The organism is Paracoccus sp. pheM1, from assembly GCF_018499825.1.
Lineage (GTDB): Bacteria > Pseudomonadota > Alphaproteobacteria > Rhodobacterales > Rhodobacteraceae > Paracoccus > Paracoccus versutus.
The window spans coordinates 667,400-689,870 of the sequence record NZ_JAGXCX010000002.1; the positions used below are offsets into that span (position 1 = coordinate 667,400).

The window sequence follows — 22,471 nt, forward strand, 5'->3', positions numbered from 1 at the left end:
CAATTCCCGCACCGGGGCGGCCCGTCAAGATTGCACCCAAGGCGGGTATGGGATAGACCCGTGCCCAACAAGATCTTGAGGTTTACCCCGTGGCTGACATCCCTGAAAACGACGACGATACCCCCGAGAACGGCGGATCGGAGCGCGCCGTGATGCATCACGACGGCCCGGTGATCGACATCGCGCACGAGATGCGCTCGTCCTATCTCGACTATGCCATGTCGGTCATCGTCAGCCGGGCGATTCCCGACCTGCGCGACGGGCTGAAGCCGGTGCATCGCCGCGTCCTCTTCGCCATGCACGAGACCGGCAACACCCATGACAAGCCCTATCGCAAGTCGGCCCGCCCGGTCGGCGACACCATGGGTAAGTATCACCCGCATGGCGACGCCTCGATCTATGATGCGCTGGTGCGCATGGCGCAGGACTTTTCCATGTCCCTGCCGCTTCTCGACGGCCAGGGCAACTTCGGCAGCATGGACGGCGACAGTCCGGCGGCCATGCGCTATACCGAGGTGCGGATGGACAAGCCCTCGGCCTATCTGCTGATGGACATCGACAAGGACACCGTCGATTTCCAGGACAACTACGACGGCAAGGACCGCGAGCCGACCGTCCTGCCGGCGCGCTTTCCGAACATGCTGGTCAACGGTGCGGGCGGCATCGCCGTCGGCATGGCCACGAACATCCCGCCACACAACCTGGGCGAGGTGGTGGACGCCACCCTGGCGTTGATCGAAAACCCCGACCTGCCGACCGAGCGGCTGCTGGAGATCGTACCCGGCCCGGATTTCCCCACCGGCGGCATCATCCTGGGCCGTTCGGGCGCGCGCAAGGCTTACCTCGAGGGGCGCGGCAGCATCATCCTGCGCGCCAAGACCCGGATCGAGGAAACCCGCGCCGGCCGGCAGGCGATCATCCTGGACGAGATCCCCTTCCAGGTGAACAAGGCCAGCCTGATCGAGAAGATCGCCGAGCTTGCCAAGGAAAAGCGCATCGAGGGCATCGCCCACGTCCAGGACGAATCCGACCGCGTCGGCGTGCGCGTGGTGATCGAGCTGAAGCGCGACGCCACCGCCGAGGTTGTGCTGAACCAGCTGTTCCGCTTTACCCCGATGCAGACCAGCTTCGGCGCCAACATGCTGGCGCTGAACGGCGGCCGCCCCGAGCAATTGACGCTGCGCGACTTCCTGACCCATTTCCTGACCTTCCGCGAGGAAGTGGTGGCGCGCCGCACCGCCTATGAATTGCGCAAGGCGCGCGAGCGCGCGCATGTGCTTTGCGGCCTCGCCGTGGCGGTCTCGAACGTCGACGAGGTGGTGGCGACGATCCGCAGCTCGGCCGATGCCGCCGAGGCGCGCGAGCGGCTGATGACCCGGCGCTGGCCGGCGCATGAGATCGTGGTCTACCTGAAGCTGATCGACGACCCGCTGCATCCGGTGAACGAGGACGGCACCTACAACCTGTCCGAGACCCAGGCCCGCGCCATCCTGGAGCTGCGCCTGCAGCGCCTGACCCAGCTGGGCGTGCAGGAAGTCACCGACGAGCTGAAGACGCTGGCCGATGCGATCCGCGAATACCTGGCCATCCTCGCCTCGCGCGAACGGATCATGGGCATCATCTCGGACGAGCTGCGCGAGGTGAAGCAGCATTTCGCCGTGCCGCGCCGGACCGAGATCACCGACTGGGCGGGCGACCTGGACGACGAAGACCTGATCGAGCGCGAGGACATGGTCGTCACCATCACCTCGGGCGGCTATATCAAGCGCACGGCCCTGGCCGAGTTCCGGTCGCAACGCCGCGGCGGCAAGGGCCTGTCCGGCATGGCCACGAAAGAGGACGACGTCGTCACCACCCTGTTCGTCGCCAATACCCATACCGAGCTTCTGTTCTTCACCACCGACGGCATGGTCTATCGGCTCAAGACCTGGCGGCTGCCGCTGGGCGGGCGCACGGCCAAGGGCAAGGCCATCGTCAACATCCTGCCGATCCAGTCCGGCGTCTCCATCGCCGCGCTGATGCCGGTGGATGCCCCGGAAAAGGATTGGGACGACTACCAGGTGATCTTCGCCACCTCGGAAGGCGACGTCCGCCGCAACGCGCTGTCGGATTTCACCAATGTCATGCGCAACGGCAAGATCGCCATGAAGCTGCCCGAGGGGGTGGAGCTGATCGGCGCGCGCATGGCGACCGAGAACGACGACGTGATGCTGGTCACGGCCGCGGGCCGGGCGATCCGCTTCCCGACCACCGACGTGCGCGTCTTCAAGGGCCGCGATTCGACCGGCGTGCGCGGCATTCGCCTGGCGCCCGGCGATCGCGTGGTCAGCATGTCGGTGATCCGGCATTTCGAGGCCGACCCGTCGGAACGCGCCGCCTATCTGAAGATGCGCCGCGCCGTCGAGGGCGCGCTGGACGACGGCGCCGAGGCCGATGAGGACGAGGATGCCGTCGCCGAGGCCGCGATCAGCCAGGAGCGCTATGCCGAGATGTCGGCGGCCGAGGATCTGATCCTGACCATCACCGCCCGCGGCGCCGGCAAGATCAGCTCGTCGCACGACTATTCGGTGCGCGGGCGCGGCGGCCAGGGCGTGATGGCCATGGACAAGGCGATGCGCGGCGGACCGCTGGTCGCCAGCTTCCCGGTGGATCGCGACGACCAGATCATGCTGGCCACCTCGACCGGGCAGTCGATCCGGGTGCCGGTGGACGGCATCAGCTTCCGCTCGCGTTCTGCCGGGGGCGTGCGCGTCTTCAACACGGCGCCGGGCGAAGAGGTGGTTTCTGTTGCCCGCATCGCCGAGAATGGCGAGGATGAGGCCGAAGCCTGAGACGAGGCAGGGCGCGCAGGCCGCGCCCCGCCGCCGGAAAGAATGAGGGGACGCGATTGGACGGGCGGGACTCGCATCTGAGCGAGCGGTTGCAGACCGGCTTTCTGGGCGTGATCGCCTTTGGCCTGATCCTGTTCCTGCTGGTGCAGGCGCGTTTCATCCTGATCTGCCTGGTCTTTGCCATCATCATCTTTTCGCTGACCAGCGACGCGATTTCCGCCTTTGCCCGGCTGAAGGTGCCGAACTGGCTGGCGACCACGCTGGCGCTGATCGCCATCGCCATCGGCCTGCTCTGGGCCGCGACCGCGGTGGTGGCGCAGGTGAACGAGGTGGTCTCGACCTCGATCGCCTATGCCGACCGGGCACAGGCGGCCCTGGCGCGGCTCAGCCAGCGCTGGGGGCCGAACGTGCAGGAGGCCATCGGCACCTTCATGGGCAGCATCGACGTCGCCGGCTGGCTGCGCTCGGCCGCGGCGCAGGCGTCGAACCTGATCTCGGCCTCGGTGCTGATCCTGACCTTCGTCGGCTTCATGTTCAGCGAGCGGATCTGGTTCCCGGTCAAGATCGAGCGCCTGACCGGCGATCCCGCCCAGGCCCGGCAGGTGCTGGAGACGGTCCACAAGATCATGCGCCGGGTGAACCGCTACCTGGTGGTCAAGGCGGCGATCAGCGCGGTCACGGCGGCGCTGATCTGGGCGATCTTCCGGGTGCAGGGGCTGGACCTGGCCGGGGCGGTGGCCATGCTGACCTTCATCCTGAACTTCATCCCGACGCTGGGCTCGATCGCGGCCACGGTCATCACCATCGCCATGGTGCTGGCGCAGACCGGCGATCCGGCGGTGACGCTGACCGTGGGCGGGCTGACGGTGGCGGTGCAGTTCATCATCGGCAATGTGTTCGATCCGATGCTGCTGGGCCAGACGCTGCGGCTGTCCTCGTTCGGGATCGTGCTGTCGCTGGCCTTCTGGGGCGTGGTCTGGGGCATCGCCGGCACCTTCCTGGCCGTGCCGATCATGGTGGCGATCATGATCGTCTGCGCCCAGATCCCCTGGCTGCGCCCGGTGGCGATCATGCTGTCGCAAGAGGGCCTGCCGGAACAGGAACCGCCCAGCGGCCTGCGCCGCTAGGAGTATTTGGGGAACGAAGAAGCGCAAGGTGCGGCGCCCGGCCTGGACCGGACGGCCTCCGCGGCGCGGCCCGTGGAACGCGCAAGGCGCGGCGCCTAGCTGCTGCGGCCGGGCCGGCCCTCTTCGTCCTGCGCGTCGGCGAGGGAAAGGGCGACGGGCGCCTCGGCCTCGGCCTGGTGCAGGTAGATGTCCTGCGCACCGCGCGCGCTGCCGGGCAGGACGATCCCCGCCGCGGCAAAGCGCTCCAGGATCTGGTGATTGATCTCGGACACGATCGAGCTGCCGCCGTTGATGTCGGAAAGCACGGCGCGCAGTTCGAAATTCTGTCCCGTCGGCGTGATGCTGCGCAGAAGGACCGCGGGGGCCGGGTTCACCAGGACCGTCGGCTGGTCCTCGGCGATCTCGCGCAGGAGCGCGGCCACCTGCCGGCTGTCGGCCGTCACCCCCACCGTGATCGGCACGATGATCCGCCCGGCCAGGCTGCCGCGCGTCCAGTTCGTCACCGGCTGGGTGATCAGGTTCGAGTTCGGCACGATGACCTGGGTGCGGTCGAAGGTCTGGATCTGGGTGGCGCGCACCGCCATCTTCCTGACGATGCCCTGCTGGCCGCCGACCTCGATCCAGTCGCCGACGGCGATCGGCCGCTCGACCAGCAGGATGATGCCCGAGACGAAGTTCGACACCACCTGCTGCATGCCGAAGCCGATGCCGACCGAAAGCGCGCCGGCGACGAAGGCCAGCGAGGTCAGGTCGATCCCCGCCGAGGTCACGGCAAAGACCGCCGCCAGCGCCACGCCGACATAGCCGATCATCGAGGTGACGGCGTTCTGCCCGCCCGCATCCAGCCTCGTCTTGGGCAGGATGGAGCTGCGGAAGGCGCCCTGCACGAAGTTGGTCAGGAAATAGCCGATGGCAAAGACGATCAGGAAGGTCAGCAGCGCCATCGGAGACAGCCGCACCCCGCCCAGCGAAAAGCCCTGCTGCGCCTTGGTCCAGGCCTCGGCCAGGTCGCTGGCGCGCGCGCCCCAGATCAGCGCGAACACCGGCAGCGACAACAGGATCAGCGCAAAGCCGATCAGCACCGGCATCAGCGCATCGCGCGCCGAGCGGTCGCCGCCCTTGGCCAGCGCGTAGAGATCGGCGATGAAATCCTGCAGGATGATCAGCAGCCCGACCAGCGCCAGCGTCATGATCGCGGACCACAGCAGCGCATTGCCCGCGGTGACATAGCCCGCCGCCACCAGCAACGGCGCGATGACCGCCACCAGCCGCCCCATCATCGCCAGGAAGCTGACCACGCGGATGCGGTAGTCGGGCGTATCGGCGGGCTCGGGCTGGCGCAGGCCGCGCAGCACGTTGCACAGGCGCAAAAGGCAGAAGGCGCCGAACAGCACCAGCAGGAAATGCCAGACCCCCGCCGAGGCCTCGCTGAGCCGCTGGGGAACGGTGTCGCTGTCGTTCTGGCTGTGAAAGCCCGAAAGCGGCAGGACCGAGCGTGCGAAAAGCTGGTGCAGCGCCAGGGAGGCGGCCAGCAGCGTCGCGCGAAAGCGCGCCTTGGCGCGGCGTTCCTCGCCCATGGGCAGGGGCGGCTCGACGGCGGTGTCGGGCGCCGGGAACAGCCGCCGCGCCAGCCACAGCCCGGAAAAGAACGACACGCCCGCCCCGGCCAGCGACATCACCAGCGGCAGCCCCCATTCCGCGAACAGCCCCGAGAACATCAGCGCCGAGGCGAACAGGATCAGCCCGACCAGCGGGATGGCGATCTGGCCCAGCGAGACGCCGAAGACCAGCGCCGCGCGCGACCGCTCGCTGGCGCGGGCCGACAGCCGCGAGGGCAGCGAATCGACCCAGCGCCGGCCACGCGAGAGCAGCAGCAGCGCGACCAGCAGCAGCCCGGCAAAGACCGGCAGCCGCTCGGAAAAGCCCGACGCGCCGGCGGTGCTGTCCCAGCGCCCCCGCGCTTCGGCATAGATATGGCTGGCGACCTGGCCCGCCTCGGCCACGGCCGGACCCCAGTTCGCCGGGTTCAGCGGCGTCGGCGTCTTGCGGATCAGCGCGAAGGTCTGGCGCGCGCGCAGGGTCTGGTCGATCTGCGCGACGATGCCGTCGGCGCGGCCATAGGCCTCGACCGCCTGCAACCCCGGCGCCTGCAGCGTGGCAAGCTGTTCGCCCAGTTCCTTGCGGCGGGCGGCGATCTCCTCGGGCTCGGTCTGGCCCTCGGCCGGGGCCGGCCCCAGCGCGGCGATCTGGTCCTTGAGCGTGGCGATGCGGGTGGCGTTGACGCCCTGGGCGGCCTTCAGCCGCTCTCGCCATTTCACTACCTCGTCGCGGATGGTCTGCAGCCGGACGTCGTTGGCCGAGCCCGATTCCAGGATCTGCTCGGCCTGGTCGGCCAGCTTGTTCCAGGCGGCCAGGTCCGGCGCCTCCTGCTCTGGCTGGGCCAGGACGGGCTGGCCGAGCGCCAGGAACAGCGCAAGGATCAGCAAGGCGAGCCGGGGCAGCACGGCGAATCGGGGCATGGTTCGGTTCAGTCCTGATAGACCTCGGGCAGGTCGGCGGGCTTGCGGGCCATCCATTCCGGCACCGGCAGGCCCTTGGCCCGCAGGAACTCGGGGTTGAAGAGCTTGGTCTGGTAACGCGTGCCATAGTCGCAAAGCACCGTCACGATGGTGTGACCGGGGCCCATGTCCCTGGCCATGCGGATCGCACCGGCCACGTTCACCCCCGACGAGCCGCCAAGGCACAGCCCCTCGTATTCCAGCAGATCGAAGATCACCGGCAGCGCCTCGGCATCCGGGATGCGATAGGCGAAGTCGGGCGTGAAACCTTCCAGGTTGGCGGTGATGCGGCCCTGGCCGATGCCCTCGGTGATCGAGGAGCCGGGGCTTTCGAAGACGCCTTCGGTATAATAGCTGTAAAGCGCCGCGCCCTCGGGGTCGGCCAGGCCGATCCTGACGCCCTTGGGTTGCAGCGCCATGGCCACGCCCGCCAGCGTCCCGCCCGAGCCGACGGCACAGATGAACCCGTCCACGCGCCCGGCGGTCTGCTCCCAGATCTCGGGGCCGGTGGTTTCCAGATGCGCCTGGCGGTTGGCGACGTTGTCGAACTGGTTGGCCCAGATGGCGCCGTTCGGCTCGGACCTGGCCAGTTCCTCGGCCAGGCGGCCGGAATAGCGCACGTAGTTGTTGGGGTTCTTGTAGGGCGCCGCGGGCACCTCGACCAGTTCGGCCCCGGCTAGGCGCAGCATGTCCTTTTTCTCCTGGCTCTGCGTCTCGGGGATGACGATGACCGAGCGGAAGCCCATCGAGGCCCCGACCAGCGCCAGGCCGATGCCGGTATTCCCGGCCGTGCCCTCGACGATGGTGCCGCCCGGCTTCAGCTCGCCCCGCGCCACCGCATCCTTGATGATGTAGAGCGCGGCGCGATCCTTGACCGACTGGCCCGGATTCATGAACTCGGCCTTGCCCAGGATCTCGCAGCCCGTCTCTTCCGAGGCGCGGCGCAGCCGGATCAGGGGAGTATTGCCGATGGCAGAGGCGAGGTCGGGGCAGATGCGCATGGGCTTGGCCTTTCGCAGGATGTTCCCGCCCGGTTTACACGCCGCTTCATGACGGCGGCAACCCCGCCGGGACGGTCTTGGCTTCCTGGGCCAATTCGCGGCGGATGTCCTGGTGGCGCAATTCCAGCCACAGCGCCAGGTTCAGCAGCGGCCCGTTGCGGATCTCGCCGGCCAGCGCCATGCGCGTCAGCTCGGCCCGCGGGATCAGGTGCGAGCGGATGTCCTCGTCCTCGGTCGCAAGCCCGCCCAGGCCGGCGCTGCCGTCTGGCAGCTCGGCGATGCCGACATAGAGATACAGGTATTCCGCCACCGCTCCGGGGCTGGGATAGTTGTGCGGCGCGGCGAACAGGCGGGAAATCGCGATGCCCGTCTCCTCGACCGCCTCGCGCCGGGCGGCCTGCTGCGGCGTCTCGCCGGCATCGACGCGGCCGGCCACGGTCTCGTAAAGCCAGGGCTGCGCATCGCCGCGGGCCAGGGGGCCGGCGCGCAGCTGGTCGATCAGCATGACCCGGTCGCGCAGCGGATCCCAGGGCAGGACCACCGTCGCATCGCCCGAGACGAAGACGGCGCGGGCCAAGGGATCGGTCCAGCCGCCGTCGTTGCGGTGCTGGCTCAGCCGGATCGCCTCGACCGAGAAATATTCCGCATAGGGTTCCTCGACCGAATCGATCCTGACCCGCTCGGCCGCGGCGGGGCCGACATGGGGCAGGCCCTGGGTCTCGGCCCCGGCGCGTTGGCGCGAGGCGACCCAGGTCGCGATCATCGGCAAGCGCCTGCGGATCGCCGCGGCCGGACGGTCCTCGGGCAGGGCCAGCAGCCAGTCGGCCATGGCGGCGGCGAGTTCCGGCTGCCAATCGGGCGCATCGCTTGCCGGCTCGCCCAGGCCCAGCAGTTCCCGGCCATGGTGGCCCTGCGGCTCCAGCCCGAAGATTTCGGCATAGCGGCGCAGGGCGGGCGTCCAGTCGGCCTGCCAGAGCGGCAGGTCGTCATCGCCGGGCGCCAGCCGCGGCCAGGCGTCGGCGGCGATCCCGGCCAGCCCGCCGCCCTCCAGCCGGCCTTGCAGCGACCCGGCCCCGGTCGCCTGCGGGGCAAGGCGGGCGCGGATGAGCGGATGGGCCAGCGGTCCGATCAGCAGCGGCATGGCTGCGGCCCCTTGGCGCTGGCGATCCGCCCTGCCCTGCGCATTCCGCCCATGATTCCTCCGAGAGACAAATTTTTCGCGGTTTTGACGCGAAGGCCCTTGCGCTTCAACCCCCGCCCGTCTAAATCGCCGCCACCACCCGAAAAGCGCGGAGAGGTGCCGGAGTGGTCGAACGGGGCGGTCTCGAAAACCGTTGAGCCTTCACGGGTTCCGTGGGTTCGAATCCCACCCTCTCCGCCACTTCCCTTTGATATTTATAAGAAAAATTGCCATTCAGGCGATACACCCGCCATCAAACCCGCCTTTATATTTGCGGTTGGCTGCTACCGATTGCGGTCGTGAGTGATGCGGATTCGCCACGCGCTGGGATGGAGGGGAGAAATCGCGAGAATAGCGATAATCGCAACGGCCCGCCGCCAGGATTGCGGCGGAGGCCGCGGCCCGTCGATCAACCATCGCAGGCACAGCCGACGCCTTTGCGGCATTGCTTATCCCGGCTGATACAGCTGTCACCGCAGGCTTTGCCCTTGCTGCACATCTTGCAGCAGGCGGCAACCAGGAGGGCCGCATCAGGGCCTCTGAGGTCCAGCAGGCGTTGCCGGGCGTCCTGGATGTCCTCTGCCGTAAGGGCCCCGAGGACGGGTGCGGCACCCTCATCCGCGAAGGAGGGAAGGGAAAAGCAGACGAGGAACGCAATGAGGAAAGGGCGCATCGGACTTCTTAACGATTTGTTAACCTTTTCCTGATAAGCGGCTTTCCGCCGATTCGCCAAGAAGCAGGAGCAGTCGCCTGGGCCTCTGGATCAGGGGTTCCACGTCGAACTGACAAACTGACAGAACTGACAGAACCCCGCCCGGCTCGCCTTAAGAGCGCATGCCGCTTTGCGACACTCCCGGAATCCTCCCGCCCAAGCGAAAGCCCCCGCATGATGCGAGGGCTCGCGTCGGCCGATGCGCTCTTGTTCACCCCCTTCCGGGTTGGGCCGAGAAATCAGCGGTCAGGCATGCCAGGGCGACGGCCCGGCGCTGCGAGGCCCCGAGGTCGCCAGCACCAGCGGCGGCTCCTTGGGAAAGGACCGGATGTCGAACCACTTGAAGCAGGTGCCGTCCATGTTCACCCGGTCGCCCGACGAGATGGGATAGCCGTTCGAGGCATGACGGATCAGCCCGGCCCGGAACGCCCGCAGGTCCAGGAGTCACCACAGGTCAAAGCCCGTCCCGGCCGCATTGGCGTGGCCGTAGAACAGCCAGTCGCCCTCGCCGTTCACAATCTTGGCCAGATCGGTCGGGTTGCCCGAGGGCAGGCGCGAGCGGATGGTGAAGTCGTAGGGATAGCGGCCGGCGTAGCCATGGCGCCGCACCCTGGCGGCAATACGCATGTCCCGGCCGTCCAACATCAGCAGATCCGTGGCATGGCGGGTATCGAGGTAATCCGGCGCGACCTGCAAGAGATGCGCGCCGACGATGCGGCGGATCTCCGGGATGAAGCGATCCGACCAGTGCCGGTTGATCGAATAGGCCGTGTCCATGCAGATGCGCCCTCGCGCCGGTTGAAGATGGGGGTGAAGGAATGGAGGCGCCCGACCGGGGCCGGGCGCGGTGGTTGTCAGGTCTCGGGATGCCAGCGCAGGCTTTCGGCTTCCCCTACCATGGCGACGAGCATAGCAACGGCCGCTTCCAGCGCCGCGCGGCGGAAATGGAAGCTCCCGAACATGACTTCGGGGTCAAGGCCGCTATCCTCCGCCAGGATTTCAGTCTGAATCAATCCAATTGCCGCGCAGAGATTGTCATGCGGGGTGTTCAGCCTGACCTCGGTGAACTTGAAGGGGGCGAGACTCATGCTGCATCCTTTCTGCGTTGTTCGCGCTGGAGGTCTTCAATGCCCACTGACACAACGCCCAGGAGCGCCTGGGCGACGGCCAGCGTTTCTTCCACGACGTAGCTGGCGTGGTCGCGCAGCTCCGAGCCGCTTGTTTCATTGTCGAGCGCGAGCCTGGCGGTAGCGATCAGCGCCTCGACGGTGTAGGAGAGGCTTTCGGCGTAGATTTCCGGCTCATCCGCCTTGATGAGCCGTTCGAGACTGGCGAGAGGCTTCATGCCCGGCCCTCCCGCGCGACGGTCTGGTTGCCCTTTCCGAACCACACCCAATCGAGGCTCAGGCCGGTGTCGATGCAGTAGGTCAGAAACTCCGTGGTGAAGGTGCCACCCTCGCCATATTCATCGATTAGGACATGCTCGGGCGGGGTCGTGCCCGTCTGCGCGGCGAAAGCGTCGAGACGCTGGCGGGCTTCCGGCTCGATTTCGGGATAGGTGGTCATGCCGCGTCCTCCTTCGGCAGGTTGATGTAATCCAGCCCCTCGTTCAGGTCCGAGGCCAGCTTGCGGGCCGCTTCTGCCAGGCTTTGAGCCAACGCACGGGAGTCGTCGTCCGAGCGATCCATCATGTAGATCAGCGCATCGACCACGCGCTGCAAAGCTGCTGCCTCGTCCTGCTGCTTCGCGATGTGTTTGATAAGCGCGCTCATGCCGCCACCAGCGCGCGGGCCTCATCCCAGATCGGCTGGCTGATCGGGTTCCCCGACTCAAGGTCGCCGTCACCGAAGTTCGTCCAGGCGATAATCTTGATCAGAACGTCCCTTTCGTTCTGGCTCGGGGTTTGCATGAGGCGCTGTTCAACCTCCCATCGCTCGCCCAGAGCCTTCTCAAACGCTTCGTCGTCAGCCTGGCTATGGGCAAAGTCGTTGGCCCGTTTCCATTCCGAGAACACCCGCATCACCGGGGTTTCCTCGGCCGCGACCGCAGCCACCGGCACAGCGCCCGCCGCCAAGGCCGCAGGCGCCAGTCTCATCAGGTCACGACGTTTCATCGTCAGTTCTCCTTATCCAAAGGTTGATCCGTCGCCAGTTCGCGCAGGGCGAGTTCCAGCGGCAGCAGAGGGATGGCCAGCACCGCGCCGTGCGCCTGAGCCTCGGCCACGGTGATGAAACCGCGGATCAGCGCGGCCGCGCGATGATGCCGGTCATGGACAGCGACGGCGCTCATGCCTCACCGCCCAGCCGCGCGAGGCGGCGATGCGAGGCCCGGATGGCGTCACGCTGGAAGCGCACGGCTTCACGGACTGACCGCAGATCGCCCGCGCCCGTCTCGACCTCATCCAGGGCCAGCCGCAGCCGCTCTGCAATGAAGGCTCGCTCCGTTGCCGGCAGGACTGATCCTGCGCGGCCGTTCAGACATGCGGGCTTAGTCGCCCTTTTCAGGTCGTTGTCGATCATCATTGCTTGCTCTCCAAACAAAGACCGCTCTCGCGCATTCGCGACAGCACTCTGGACGGCGGATCTATTTACCACCCTCGCTGCACATGGTATGTATAGCATGACACACGACATGTCAACACATGGCGTGTATTAATATACACAAGGAGTGTTTATGCCCGTTCTTGACAGGAAGGTCTGCAAGGCCGCCCGCATGCTCATTGATTGGAAGGCTGCTGACCTTGCGGATGCTGCTACCGTATCACATGACACGCTGCGCTCCTTCGAGAGTGGTCGCACAAAAGCTCTAAGCCGGGAGAACGAGGAAGCCATCCGCAAGGCCCTTGAGGCCCAGGGCGTGCAGTTCCTCGAAGGCGGGCAGGTCGCGGCAGGACCTGGGGTGGCGCTTTCTACTGAAAGGCCTTCGACGCCCTGAACCCTATCCGAAAACTTGCCGCAATTGGCAGGTAGGGAGGCTTTGACTCACAGCCCGACCGCATTCAATCTGGGATTGCAGTTCAGCCAGCCCCCAGAGCCCGACATGCGCATACTTTCAGCCATCCTAAGCGCCACCATGGCAGCTGCCACTCCAGCATATGCTTACACGGTGGAAGAGATGTGGGCGGAGTTCGACGCATCAAAACTCACCGTGGAGGAAAAACGGTTCCTGCAATTTGGGCTCGCGCTGAATGGGAAGTATTCCGCCCTCATGGATGGAGCATGGGGCAACGGCAGCCAGCGCGCGCTTGAGGCCTGGGCACGGAATGCCGGCCTCGATCCACCCATCGAGAACTGGGAGGTGGTGCTGCTCGCAGCGGAAAGCGCAGATCGTGTGCAAGCCGACGGTTGGGAGCAGCGATACTTTGAGCCGATGGATATTTCATTTGCCGTCCCCGCCGGCCGGATGCGCCAAGAACCGGCAACCGATGCTTTCCTGAACTATGCTCATACGACGAGTTCGCTTCGATACTCGCTGAACTTGGGCGATCTGCCGCAAGTGGTCGGCATTCATACCTATGCGCTATCCTCGGCGCTTCCGGGAACCGCGCCCTACACGCTCAGGCGCGAAAAGGTGCTGATCACCTCCGTGGAGCAAGCTGGAGGAACGATACTCTATGCCCGCTCGGATCTGCGGCGGAACGGCTGGTCGAGCGTTGTCTTATCGGCTGCAAAGCGAGATCAGAATCTGCTGAATGCCGTTTCCGGGAGCATTACCAAGGGTTGGTCGAGTGGAATCAAACTGCCTCCAGGCGGAGAAATCATGGAGGGCATTGCGTCGATGGCAACAATCCTCGCGGAAGCAGGGCAGAACCAGCCCAACGAATATGCAAGCCTGGAGACGATGCGCGAAGGGATGACCGCTCCACCCGCCACCCCTGTTCCATCGCCAGCGCCTCAGCAGCCGGCAGCCGCACCAGCATCTCCAGCGATGCCGAAGCCCAGCGACCAAGCCTTGCAGGGCAGTGGAACGGCCTTCTTCGTTTCCGAGCAAGGCCACTTGATCACCAATGCCCATGTGGTTGAGGGTTGCGAAACGCTGAAGATTGATGGCCGCCCTGTCGGCCTGCTGGCGGCAGATGAGAGCTTCGACCTGGCGCTGATCAAGGATGCGCCCCAAGAAGCTGGAGTGGTGGCGAAGTTCGCCCCGCGGCCTGCCGGGCTGAACGCCGATATCACCGTTGCGGGCTATCCGCTTGCCGGGCTCCTCTCCGGCCTGAATGTCACGCGAGGAAGCGTCAGCAGCCTCAAAGGCTTGGGAGGGGACGCGATACGGATGCAAATTTCGGCACCTGTGCAGCCCGGCAACTCCGGTGGGCCCGCGGTTGATGCCGCAGGACGGGTGGTCGGTGTGGTCGTCTCGAAGCTCGATGCCAAGCTGGTGGCAGATGCGACAGGGGATATCCCGCAGAACGTGAACTTCGCGGTGCGAGGCGAGATAGCCAAGCTGTTCATGTTCCAGAACGGGGTTGAGCCCGTCCTCGGTGACGAGGACGCTCCGACGCTCGATCCAGTGACGCTGGGGAAGAACCTGGAAGGCGTCACCAGGCTTGTCGAATGCTATGCCGTTCCGAAGTGATTTGCATCCCAACTCCCGCCGCACTATCTTGTGTCTGCGAGGTTGGCCCTTTTGAAAAAATGACAGAATCCGTTGTTCAAGCGTTTACTGAGGCTCAGACGGCGCGCCTGACCGGCGTGACCGTAGGTCAGCTGCGCGCATGGGATAGGACGGATTTTTACAAGCCCTCCATCGGGCATGATCGATCAATAGGCCGTATCTACTCTTTTCGCGACCTGCTGAACCTTCGTGTTATTGGTGCGTTGCGTCGAGATATCGGCGTCTCGATGCAGCATCTGCGGAGTGTCGGCAAACAGCTGCGTGAAATCGCGGATGAAGATTGGGCCGGAGTGACCCTCTATGTGCTGAACCGCCGCGTCGTGTTCGACAATCCTCACACCTCGGCACGCGAAGAGGTGGTAAGCGGCCAAGGTATTCTTGGCATCCCGCTGGAAGTTGTTCGGGGCGATATGAAAAGCGCCGTCGCGAAAGAGTTCTCCCGCGGGCAAGGGCAAGAGGGGCAAATCGTCAAGGCGCGGCGTGTGGTTCACGCCGAGCCGGTCATTGCCGGAACGCGTATCATGGTGAAATCCATCCTGGCCTTCATCCAAGATGGTTACGATGACGATGCGATAATTGCTGAATATCCCAGTCTGACCCGTGCCGACATTGCTGCCGTGCGCGCCATAGATGAGGCCGCGTGACAGAGCGTTTGCGGTTTTTCTTGGATGAGGGCGTTCCGCGAGGCGTGGGGGTAATGCTCCAAGAAGCCAGGCATGAAGTCATTTTCTTGCATGAGGCCATTGCCACCGGCTCGAACGATGACTTGGTAGCATCTGCCGCCATAGCAAACGATGCCATACTCGTCGCCATCGACAAAGACATGCGCACGAGTGCGAAACGCAATAAAATCAGCCTGAATCAATATAAACGGCTTAGCTTGCTCCAACTGCGATGTCGGGAAACGCAAGCCGCTAATCGAGTCAGGCAAGCACTTACCTTGATAGAAGCAGAGTGGAATTGGGCAGAAAACAAGTCCTCGCGACGGCTCTTCATTGAAATTGGCGACAGCCGCATCATCACTAATCGATAAGGCGGGCACGTCTCTTCTGGCGTCGGGGTCGCATACCGCCAAGACACGCCATCACAAGCGAATGCACAAAAGGCAGGTTCAACGACAGTGATGCTGGAAGGGGAAGCAATGTCGAAGCGCGAGATTCTGGACGATGCTAGGCGGGATCTAAGGGCTGCTCGGAGGGAAAGGGACTTTTCGGCGCCTGCGCTTATCTGCGCATTCTTCGCCGCAGAGGTATTTGCTCCGACGCTTCGCCCCGATTACTCCGACCTATTCATGGCGGTTGTCGTGGTCTATTGCCTTCTGTCCATCAGGACAGCCATTCATGCGACCGCATTACGCAAGCTTATTGCCATAGTTGGGGACGAAAGCTAGCGGCGTCTGCGCGCCGCTCAGCCAAGCTTGGCGGCGCGCGACCTCTCTGCCCTCCGCGAGCGCGCCGCACGCTTCCGGCATGATTCACGACAGAACACGGCATCGGCCCTGCGGAACTCTGGCACGGGTTGGCCGCACCATGCACAGCACCAACCATTCTTCCGCAGGTTCGACAAGATCCGCTTGGCTCGCGCCAGCCTCTGCGTGCGCCCTGAGAACATGAAGGTATCGCATTGGACAGACCAGCCGTTCGGCCTTTCCTCGATGCTGATGGCCCAAGGGTCGGGTGCTGGCATGGTGATGGCTCCGTTTTTCCGTGGGTCACAGTCGGGTTAGTATCATGATACCACACATCGCCCGAGAGCTAACCCCCCCCCTTACCGGGAATCAAGCCCGGTGCTATGAGCCCGTGCGATTTGATTTCCGGTTGATTCCCTGGATCACGCTTGACTCTGTGCGCCGCCAATCCAGAACTGCGAATGAGGGAAGGGGAGCAAGATGGCCGAGCAGACCGCCGAGGAAGCCCTGCGCGCCGCGCTGCTGGAGACGCTGGTGAACATGGGAAAGGTGCTGCTGACGACGCCGGAAGGGCGGGCCGAGGCAGCGCGGTCGATGCTGGATCAGGCCGAGCGAGCGCACCCTGCCGTGGCCGAGGTGTTCAGGGAGGCGGCGGAGAAGGTGAGGGGCGCATAGTCGTGGAATATTCTGATTACATTGTATTTGTTGACGAGAGCGGCGACCACAGCCTCACCTCCATCGACCCGGAGTTCCCGGCCTTCTCGCTGGCATTTTGTGTAATCAAGAAGAAGGACTATTGCGAGAAGATCATCCCAGCGGTTCAGGGGCTCAAATTCAAGTATTGGGGCCACGACTCCATCGTTCTTCACGAGCACGAAATTCGGAAAACTAAGGGCGACTTCGCTTTTCTGCGCACGGATCCAAACGTCAGAGCGGCCTTTATGTCTGATCTGTCCCAGATCATGGCCGATGCCCCATTCCAGATCATCGCATCGGTGATCGACAAGCACGGGCTTGTGGCGCGGTATCCTCGACCGTGGAGCCCATATAGGCTCGCCTTACAATTCTGCCTTGAGCGGCTCTTGCTGTTTTGTAGGGAGGTTCAGCAGACCAACAAGACAACGCACGTGGTATTCGAGTGCAGGGGCCCGTCCGAAGATCGGGATCTGGAACTGGAGTTCCGCAGGGTTGTCGCCGGAGAACGAGACTGGGGTTGGGTCAATCGAAACTTTGGAGATGTTGATTTTCAACCAATTTTCTCAAAGAAATCAGAGAACTCAGTTGGTTTGCAACTCGCAGACCTGACGGCCAGACCTATAGCGATAAATGTGCTGCGCCCTCAGCAAGCCAACAGGGCTTTCGATATCATCGCCCCGAAAATCAGGAATCGGAAGACATTCCCATGAACGAGGAGGCCCCAGACATGCCGGAGCCCCCTAGTCGACCGGGAAAAGCCCAATCCTTGCCATCAACATAGTGATTGGCACTATGGATTGCAACGATTCTGGGGGCCTTCTAGGAACGCAGTTGAACATGCGGTAACGACACCGCCCCGCTCCGGCGGGGCTTCTTCGTTCTGGGCCTGGGGAAGGCCAACATATATCAACGCCGAATCGCATCCCATGATGGCCCTGCAGCGAAGCAGGAGCACATCATGGGCAAGAAGCGAGCAACAACAGATCTGTGGCTGGCAAGGATGGTAGCGGTCCTTGCCATCATAAGGCAAGTCATCTGGATAGCCGACAGGGTTCTGTGACAGAGTGCAGTGATAGGGCTTCGTGACGGGCCAAGGTTGAACGGATCAACCCCGGTCGGCCTCCGTTGCCTCAACTGGCGCGCCAGAACAAACCCGCAGGTTTGCTCCAGCCCGTCCGTCTTGGCGGTCTTGTTCGTGCGCTGGAGCCCAGGATTTGAGCCGCCGATGGGCGCTTACACGCCTGTAAGTGTCCAAAGGGGCAACTTCCCCGCGACTGAAACTCGCTGTAGTTGAGCGTGCAGTGAACGAGTGCATGTGAACGAGTTGAAACGGCCGGGCCTTCGGGTCCGGCTTTTTAATCGCCGCAGCCGGCGCGGCGCTTGTCCAGCAGCACCAGCCCTGTGCGCTTGCTCAGCGGCCCGCCGCCATCAGCAGCGGCAATCAGCATGAGCGCGGGCTGCCTCGGCCTTCCAACGCCGCCGCTGCGCTTCCCTGATGCGCTCGATCCCCTCAGGTGTCCTCGGCCCGGTAGACTTGCCGCCATGAAACTTGCAGCGCCGCTTGCCCGGCTCGGACTTGCAGCGGCAGGGCGTTCCCTTCCGGGTCTTGGCACCGCAGACGACACGGCGGGTTGCCGCGCGCTGGGCTTCTCGGGCCTTCCATTCCTCGAACATGGCAGCCGCCAAAGCATCGGCTTCCGCGATTTCGCGCCTAAGACCCCTTCCCCGCGCGTGCGCGTTATGGTGCATTATGCGAGCCGGGAGAACCCAACCCAGGGCCTGCGCCATCCTTGCGACCGCCCAGGAAGTGGGATCGATCCGGCTGCGGCGCTCCCAATATTGGACAGCGGAACGACCGCAGCCAGCGCGCTGGGCAAGCTCACGCTGCTTGAGCCCAGCGGCCTTCCTCCGGGCGGCAAGCTCGGCGCCGGAATGGTAGATCTGGATGGGCTCCTGCATTGACATGCCCTCAATCCTCTTTCAGCCCCAAGAGCGCCGCCAAGACCGGCGAGAGGGCGTTGCGCGGAAGAACGTCGCCACCCGGTCCAACCGCCTGATTGACCAGCCAGTTCTGCACTGGGCGCGACATTCGCGCGGCTCCTGCTGCGGAAGGCACGGCGCTTGCGGCCATCGCTCCTAGCAACCCACCCATTGGGCCGGCGAGTTTATAGCCCCCTGTCGCTCCGGCAGCGGACCACATGGCAGACGGGATACCCAAGGCGCGCAAGTTTTCGGCCGTGCCGGAGGTCGGCAGTGGCCTGATAACACCCTCCGCAGCCCGTGCGAGATTGCCAAGCTCGCCCCGGTTCCCCTGAGCGTAGGAAGCCCGGCCCTGCTGGACAACTGCGCTTCGCAGAGCCGAGGGAGAAAGGATGCCAGCCGCAGCGTTTTCGCCGGCTCCGGTGGCAGCCTTCTGGATGGCCAGGAAATTGCGCCATTGCTCGCGCGCCGTCGCCAGCCGCGCCACGTCATCTGTGCGCCCCATGCTGGTCAGGGTCGATGCAAGGGCATCATCAAGTGCGCCCAGCGCCTCGATAGCCGCGGAGCGGGTCGCGCCGTCGCTGCTGGTGGTCAGCTTCGACAGGCTGGACCGCCACGAATTGACCGTGCTGGCCGGGATGGTCTGGCCCGTCCTGAACGCACCCGTCATGCGCTTGACGACCTCCCCGATAATGGGCGCCTGGGATGATTTGGGGGCAAGCTGCTTGTAGGTTTCATTCGCGGCGGCCAGGGCATTGAGCGTGGCAGGATCCGGGGTCACATCCACGCCGCGCGCCACATCATCGAATACCGATCCGATCCGCCTCGCCGTATCCGCCAGCACCTCGGGCGTAGCGCGGCCGGCATCCGTCCCTGCGGTCCTGAGGGCCGCGCGCGTCAGCGCCTCGCGCTGGGCATCGTTCAGCGCCTGCCCGGCATTGGTCATGCCTTCCTTGCGGCGCAGGGCCTCGTTGCCGACACGCTGGCCGGCAGAGACAGGAACACCTGCATCGTCGAGAACGCGCGCAAGGGCGAGGCGGCCCTGATCTGCGCCGCCATGAGGGCTGATCGCCCGCCTGATTCCATATTCGGCGGCATTGAGGGCCGGGGCAGCCAGCATGCCTGCGGCGGCGCGCGCCAATTGCTCTCCTGGCAGCCCCTCAGCAAGTTGTCCCGCCGCTTCCGACGCAAGGCCGGGAACAACGCCATATCGCAGGGCATTCGACAGCGGAGCGCCGGGCATCACCATGGCGGACGGAACAAACTCGCCCACGGTCCCGGCGTATTTCCCGGCGGTGGTACTGCCACGGAACTCACTGGCGCCCCCTGTCGCGGCGGCGGCCGTTCCCCGGAACAGATCGCCACTGCCCGCCGGCATCATGTCGAAGGCATTGCGCATGCCCTGGGCGACACCCGGAGAAACCACGCCGGCACGTTCAAGCCCGGAGGATGCCAGCTTGCCGACGCCCCCCGTCAGCATGCCGGGAAGATCCGCAAGACCGGTCACGCCGCGCGAGACACCCGCGGCGCCAGCGGCGAGCATGTCCGCCGCCGCATCGCTGCCGTGACGGATGAAGTCCTTGGCACCCATCTGAGCGGGCTGCGCATCCCATTGCCCGCTGGCCGGGACAGCCGGCGGCATAATCACCCCGCCGACGATCTGGGGAGGGGCATCTGCCAGCGGAGCGTTCCGCCACCAGCTATCATCCGACTGATCCGCCTGCGAACCTTGGCGCGTTACCCGCTTATATGCTTCCAGCGCCGTTTTCTGGTCAGGCGCCTGGATTTCGTAGACCTTACCATCGGGGCCCTGAATCTCGAAGGTTTGCTGCTGGCCTCCGGGGCCACCGTAGTCGGTCCATGGCCCAGCGCCGGGGGCGTTCCCTTGTTGTCTGGAAGCCAGTTCGCGCTTGGCCTGCTCAAGCCGCGCGGCCTGCATGGCATCACCGCCAGGGCCGCCGTGTTTCGTCCACTGTCCGGCCTGCTGCTGATCGGCAAGCGGGGCATCTTTCCACCGCTCCCCGTTCGCTCCCTCGGCCCGCTCCCGCTCCCGTGCCTTCACGGCAAGCTCCCCAAGGCGGCGCGCGGCCTGGGCATCCCCCGAAGCATTGGCGCGGCGACTGGCCGCCATCAATTCGGAATAGCTGGCTCGTGAAGCGCCAGCCGTGAGGCCGTGCCCATATTCACGCTGTAGCGCATCGCGCATGACGGAATCGGGCGTGCCGGCGGGGAACTCAACGATAGTGCCGTCAGGCAATTCCACCTCAATGGGCGGGCCGGCTTGCGGTGCAGCTTGGGGCTGCGCAGCCCGTCCCGAGGGCTGATCCGCACGCGCGCGCGTATTGTGCAGCGAAGGCGCCTGTCCATTCGGCGCGGCTGCGCTGGGCGGCGGTTGGGTATACCTCGCCCTGAACAGCCCTTGAAGCGCCGGGGTCTGACCAGAAGCACTCCCCTGCGATTGGGGCCGAACACCTGGCGCGATCAGGGCGTTCGTCACCCCTTGCGCCGGCCGCGGAACGGGTCGCGGCGATCCAGACGCAAGCAGCGCCTCAACCACCGGATTCGAGCCCGTCCCTATGGCCGCCAAGGCATTGGGCGAAGCCCTTTCAGCCATGCCAAAGGCGCGTTCCAGCGCCAGCGCCAGTTGATCGTTTGGTCCCTGATGAACTACCCGCATATCCTACCTGCCTCAATGAATGCAGGTATTATATTACCCCATAAGGGCGAGCTTATCCAGCATTGAGACGCTAGGCCGATCCTGCGGTCGGCCTGTCCAATCTGCGCATTTCCAGAAGAATCTCGCAGGCAGTCTGCTGCGCCCGCGCCTTGGCAAAGCCCTCGCGTATCTGCCTGTCGAGCGTCGGGCAGCCTTCTTGCACGACGCCATAGGCTGTTTCGCCGCTGCTGTCCGACACGACGACCAGCCACGCCACATCACCGGCGTCAGGATGCCCCTGGAAGCCAGGAAAGCATCTGGCATCTTCCATCGTCAGCTTGACCACCGTGGGGCGGGAGATGTTCGCGAAGTGCTTTTCAAAGGCGGCGCGGACTATGCGAACAGCCCCATCATCGGACGCGCGGAAATGCCCGCCACCCTTCCCGTAGACAATCGACTTGTCGGCAAACCGCTCCGCCAGGGCAGCGGCATTCTTCCTGAAATATGCCCGTATCGCGCGTCTCATTGCACAGCCCCTTCCAGCTTCCGCCGCCAGTTGCCCACCGTCTGGGGGCTGCATCCGGCCCGCCTGGATATTTCCCGATCCGACAAGCCCGGCGCCTTTGCCAGCAGGTCCAGGACGGCGGCACGGCGCTGGGCCGTGCGCTGGGGTGGCGGATGGGATTCAGCATGTCCAGATTGGACGAAGGCCGCGAAGTCGGCTTGCAATGCGGCAACCAGCATCCTTTCCCGCTTTGGATCTGGGGCCATATCTTGATTGGCCCTGTGTTTCAGCCACGCCAGCCGCGCGGTGATGCCTTCGACGGTCGGACTGGGCAGATTGTCCAGCAGCCATTCCAGCGCGGAACGCCACGCTTCTTCCCATTGCCACGGCGTGTAATCCCAGCAGAAGGCACAGCGGGCATCGGATCGCGCCTCATGGGCCTGATATGCCGCCCATGCCTCGGCCACGGTGCCCGGCACCACGCCAGCGCTGCGCATGGCCGTCCACATGTCCGGGGTGGGGCCGTCGCAATACTTGAAGTCCCGATACCCCCAGAGCGTGTTGCCCTCATCTTCAAGATGGGCCAGCGCCTCGCGCACGGCAGCCTCGGCATCGGTTGGGGCGAAAACCGCATCCTCGCTGCCAAACTCGGCCAGCAATTCCTTGCAGCGAGCAAGGCGCGCGGCCTCTTTCGCTGCCCGGCGCCGGGCCTCTTTCGCCTTCCATCCCGGCTCTTTGGCCTCCATCCAGTCCCCAAAGTCCTGAAACGGGTTCTTGGCCGTGAACGGATTGCCTGCCGTTTGTTTAACCTGCGCGTCCAATCTGGACAGCGCGGCTTTCAGGGTCAGCCCAGCGCGGGCGGCTATTGCCTCGGCCTTGCGCCTCGCGGCCTGTCGCTCGCCCTCGGTCTTGCCGCCATCCATCAGCGCCCGGACCTTGCGCAGCTTGTCCATGTCCAGTTTGGACGCGGTTGCATGTGCGTTCATGGATATTCCTTGATGTTGAGCGCTTGCACAGCCCGCAGCAGATCGGCCGCGAGGCAAAGGGCTGCGCTGGGCGTGAGGGGGATTGCTACGACCTGCCGGCCGTCCTGCCAGACGTGAAGGACGGGGCCGGGGCGGAGGGTGACGAGAATCATGCCCATGCCCTCGCATCCTGCGGGTCGTTCATCGCCTTCCAATCCGTGAAGGCATCCGCCACGCC

The 22,471-nt window shown here is 64.9% G+C and carries 24 protein-coding genes and 1 tRNA gene; 10 read left to right on the top strand and 15 right to left on the bottom strand.

From position 1 onward, the window contains the following. The first annotated feature begins 152 nt into the window (after positions 1-152). On the top strand, positions 153-2,831 hold the full coding sequence (gene gyrA, locus KF941_RS17340) for a DNA gyrase subunit A (protein WP_072462709.1): 2,679 nt from the start codon (positions 153-155) through the stop codon (positions 2,829-2,831). A gap of 56 nt (positions 2,832-2,887) precedes the next feature. Beyond that, positions 2,888-3,958 (top strand): AI-2E family transporter, encoded by a 1,071-nt coding sequence (locus KF941_RS17345; RefSeq protein ID WP_072462671.1) that lies wholly within the window; start codon positions 2,888-2,890, stop codon positions 3,956-3,958. Between the two features lie 95 nt (positions 3,959-4,053). Here KF941_RS17345 and KF941_RS17350 read toward each other — a convergent pair whose 3' ends face one another. From KF941_RS17350 to KF941_RS17360, 3 genes are read right to left on the bottom strand one after another with little or no spacing between them, the layout of a single operon-like run. Continuing rightward, the gene (locus KF941_RS17350) at positions 4,054-6,477 is read right to left on the bottom strand and encodes a DUF3772 domain-containing protein (protein WP_214274034.1); all 2,424 of its coding nucleotides are present in this window, start codon (positions 6,475-6,477) and stop codon (positions 4,054-4,056) included. 8 nt (positions 6,478-6,485) lie between these two features. Then, entirely contained in the window at positions 6,486-7,517 is a 1,032-nt protein-coding gene (locus tag KF941_RS17355) for a cysteine synthase A (protein WP_072462673.1), read from the bottom strand. Between the two features lie 46 nt (positions 7,518-7,563). After that, positions 7,564-8,658, bottom strand: coding sequence for an NUDIX domain-containing protein (locus KF941_RS17360; protein ID WP_214274035.1), 1,095 nt, complete (start codon positions 8,656-8,658; stop codon positions 7,564-7,566). 150 nt (positions 8,659-8,808) lie between these two features. On the opposite strand from KF941_RS17360, the gene KF941_RS17365 reads away from it, so the two are divergent. Continuing rightward, a tRNA-Ser gene (locus tag KF941_RS17365) sits at positions 8,809-8,898 on the top strand. A 955-nt stretch (positions 8,899-9,853) separates the two neighbouring features. On the opposite strand, the gene KF941_RS28060 is transcribed toward KF941_RS17365, so the two are convergent. The 8 genes from KF941_RS28060 to KF941_RS17405 all read right to left on the bottom strand — a co-directional run bounded on the left by KF941_RS28060 (position 9,854) and on the right by KF941_RS17405 (position 11,931). Next, positions 9,854-10,186 (bottom strand): hypothetical protein, encoded by a 333-nt coding sequence (locus KF941_RS28060; protein WP_240540469.1) that lies wholly within the window; start codon positions 10,184-10,186, stop codon positions 9,854-9,856. Between the two features lie 77 nt (positions 10,187-10,263). Beyond that, complete coding sequence (locus tag KF941_RS17375; protein ID WP_214274036.1) at positions 10,264-10,497, bottom strand: hypothetical protein; 234 nt, start codon at positions 10,495-10,497, stop codon at positions 10,264-10,266. Next, positions 10,494-10,754 (bottom strand): hypothetical protein, encoded by a 261-nt coding sequence (locus tag KF941_RS17380; protein ID WP_214274037.1) that lies wholly within the window; start codon positions 10,752-10,754, stop codon positions 10,494-10,496. Before KF941_RS17380 ends, KF941_RS17375 begins: the two co-directional genes overlap by 4 nt. Then, on the bottom strand, positions 10,751-10,975 hold the full coding sequence (locus tag KF941_RS17385) for a hypothetical protein (protein ID WP_214274038.1): 225 nt from the start codon (positions 10,973-10,975) through the stop codon (positions 10,751-10,753). The genes KF941_RS17380 and KF941_RS17385 overlap by 4 nt, the downstream gene beginning before the upstream one ends. Further along, a complete protein-coding gene (locus KF941_RS17390; RefSeq protein ID WP_214274039.1) occupies positions 10,972-11,181 on the bottom strand; it encodes a hypothetical protein in 210 nt (69 codons plus the stop codon). Before KF941_RS17390 ends, KF941_RS17385 begins: the two co-directional genes overlap by 4 nt. Then, on the bottom strand, positions 11,178-11,522 hold the full coding sequence (locus tag KF941_RS17395; protein WP_214274040.1) for a hypothetical protein: 345 nt from the start codon (positions 11,520-11,522) through the stop codon (positions 11,178-11,180). The genes KF941_RS17390 and KF941_RS17395 overlap by 4 nt, the downstream gene beginning before the upstream one ends. A gap of 2 nt (positions 11,523-11,524) precedes the next feature. Further along, the gene (locus KF941_RS17400; RefSeq protein WP_214274041.1) at positions 11,525-11,698 is read right to left on the bottom strand and encodes a hypothetical protein; all 174 of its coding nucleotides are present in this window, start codon (positions 11,696-11,698) and stop codon (positions 11,525-11,527) included. Continuing rightward, a complete protein-coding gene (locus tag KF941_RS17405; RefSeq protein ID WP_214274042.1) occupies positions 11,695-11,931 on the bottom strand; it encodes a hypothetical protein in 237 nt (78 codons plus the stop codon). The genes KF941_RS17400 and KF941_RS17405 overlap by 4 nt, the downstream gene beginning before the upstream one ends. Positions 11,932-12,082: 151 nt before the next feature. On the opposite strand from KF941_RS17405, the gene KF941_RS17410 reads away from it, so the two are divergent. From KF941_RS17410 to KF941_RS28070, 7 genes are all read left to right on the top strand, one after another. Further along, positions 12,083-12,343, top strand: coding sequence for a hypothetical protein (locus KF941_RS17410; RefSeq protein ID WP_036752557.1), 261 nt, complete (start codon positions 12,083-12,085; stop codon positions 12,341-12,343). 105 nt (positions 12,344-12,448) lie between these two features. Further along, positions 12,449-13,984: a serine protease gene (locus tag KF941_RS17415; protein ID WP_214274043.1), complete on the top strand. Its 1,536-nt coding sequence runs from the start codon at positions 12,449-12,451 to the stop codon at positions 13,982-13,984. Between the two features lie 59 nt (positions 13,985-14,043). Beyond that, positions 14,044-14,667, top strand: a complete 624-nt coding sequence (locus KF941_RS17420) for a DUF433 domain-containing protein (protein ID WP_214274044.1) — start codon at positions 14,044-14,046, stop codon at positions 14,665-14,667. Then, complete coding sequence (locus tag KF941_RS17425; protein WP_147307291.1) at positions 14,664-15,056, top strand: DUF5615 family PIN-like protein; 393 nt, start codon at positions 14,664-14,666, stop codon at positions 15,054-15,056. The genes KF941_RS17420 and KF941_RS17425 overlap by 4 nt, the downstream gene beginning before the upstream one ends. Positions 15,057-15,911: 855 nt before the next feature. Continuing rightward, a complete protein-coding gene (locus KF941_RS28065) occupies positions 15,912-16,106 on the top strand; it encodes a hypothetical protein (RefSeq protein ID WP_240540470.1) in 195 nt (64 codons plus the stop codon). 2 nt (positions 16,107-16,108) lie between these two features. Continuing rightward, positions 16,109-16,837: a DUF3800 domain-containing protein gene (locus KF941_RS17430; protein WP_271179329.1), complete on the top strand. Its 729-nt coding sequence runs from the start codon at positions 16,109-16,111 to the stop codon at positions 16,835-16,837. 832 nt (positions 16,838-17,669) lie between these two features. Then, positions 17,670-18,089, top strand: a complete 420-nt coding sequence (locus tag KF941_RS28070; RefSeq protein ID WP_240540471.1) for a hypothetical protein — start codon at positions 17,670-17,672, stop codon at positions 18,087-18,089. A gap of 7 nt (positions 18,090-18,096) precedes the next feature. Here KF941_RS28070 and KF941_RS17440 read toward each other — a convergent pair whose 3' ends face one another. The 4 genes from KF941_RS17440 to KF941_RS17455 all read right to left on the bottom strand — a co-directional run bounded on the left by KF941_RS17440 (position 18,097) and on the right by KF941_RS17455 (position 22,412). Beyond that, complete coding sequence (locus KF941_RS17440) at positions 18,097-20,364, bottom strand: hypothetical protein (protein WP_214274047.1); 2,268 nt, start codon at positions 20,362-20,364, stop codon at positions 18,097-18,099. A 490-nt stretch (positions 20,365-20,854) separates the two neighbouring features. Further along, complete coding sequence (locus KF941_RS17445; protein ID WP_214274048.1) at positions 20,855-21,289, bottom strand: hypothetical protein; 435 nt, start codon at positions 21,287-21,289, stop codon at positions 20,855-20,857. After that, complete coding sequence (locus KF941_RS17450) at positions 21,286-22,254, bottom strand: helix-turn-helix domain-containing protein (RefSeq protein ID WP_214274049.1); 969 nt, start codon at positions 22,252-22,254, stop codon at positions 21,286-21,288. The genes KF941_RS17445 and KF941_RS17450 overlap by 4 nt, the downstream gene beginning before the upstream one ends. Further along, entirely contained in the window at positions 22,251-22,412 is a 162-nt protein-coding gene (locus KF941_RS17455; protein WP_214274050.1) for a hypothetical protein, read from the bottom strand. Before KF941_RS17455 ends, KF941_RS17450 begins: the two co-directional genes overlap by 4 nt. Positions 22,413-22,471 lie beyond the last annotated feature (59 nt).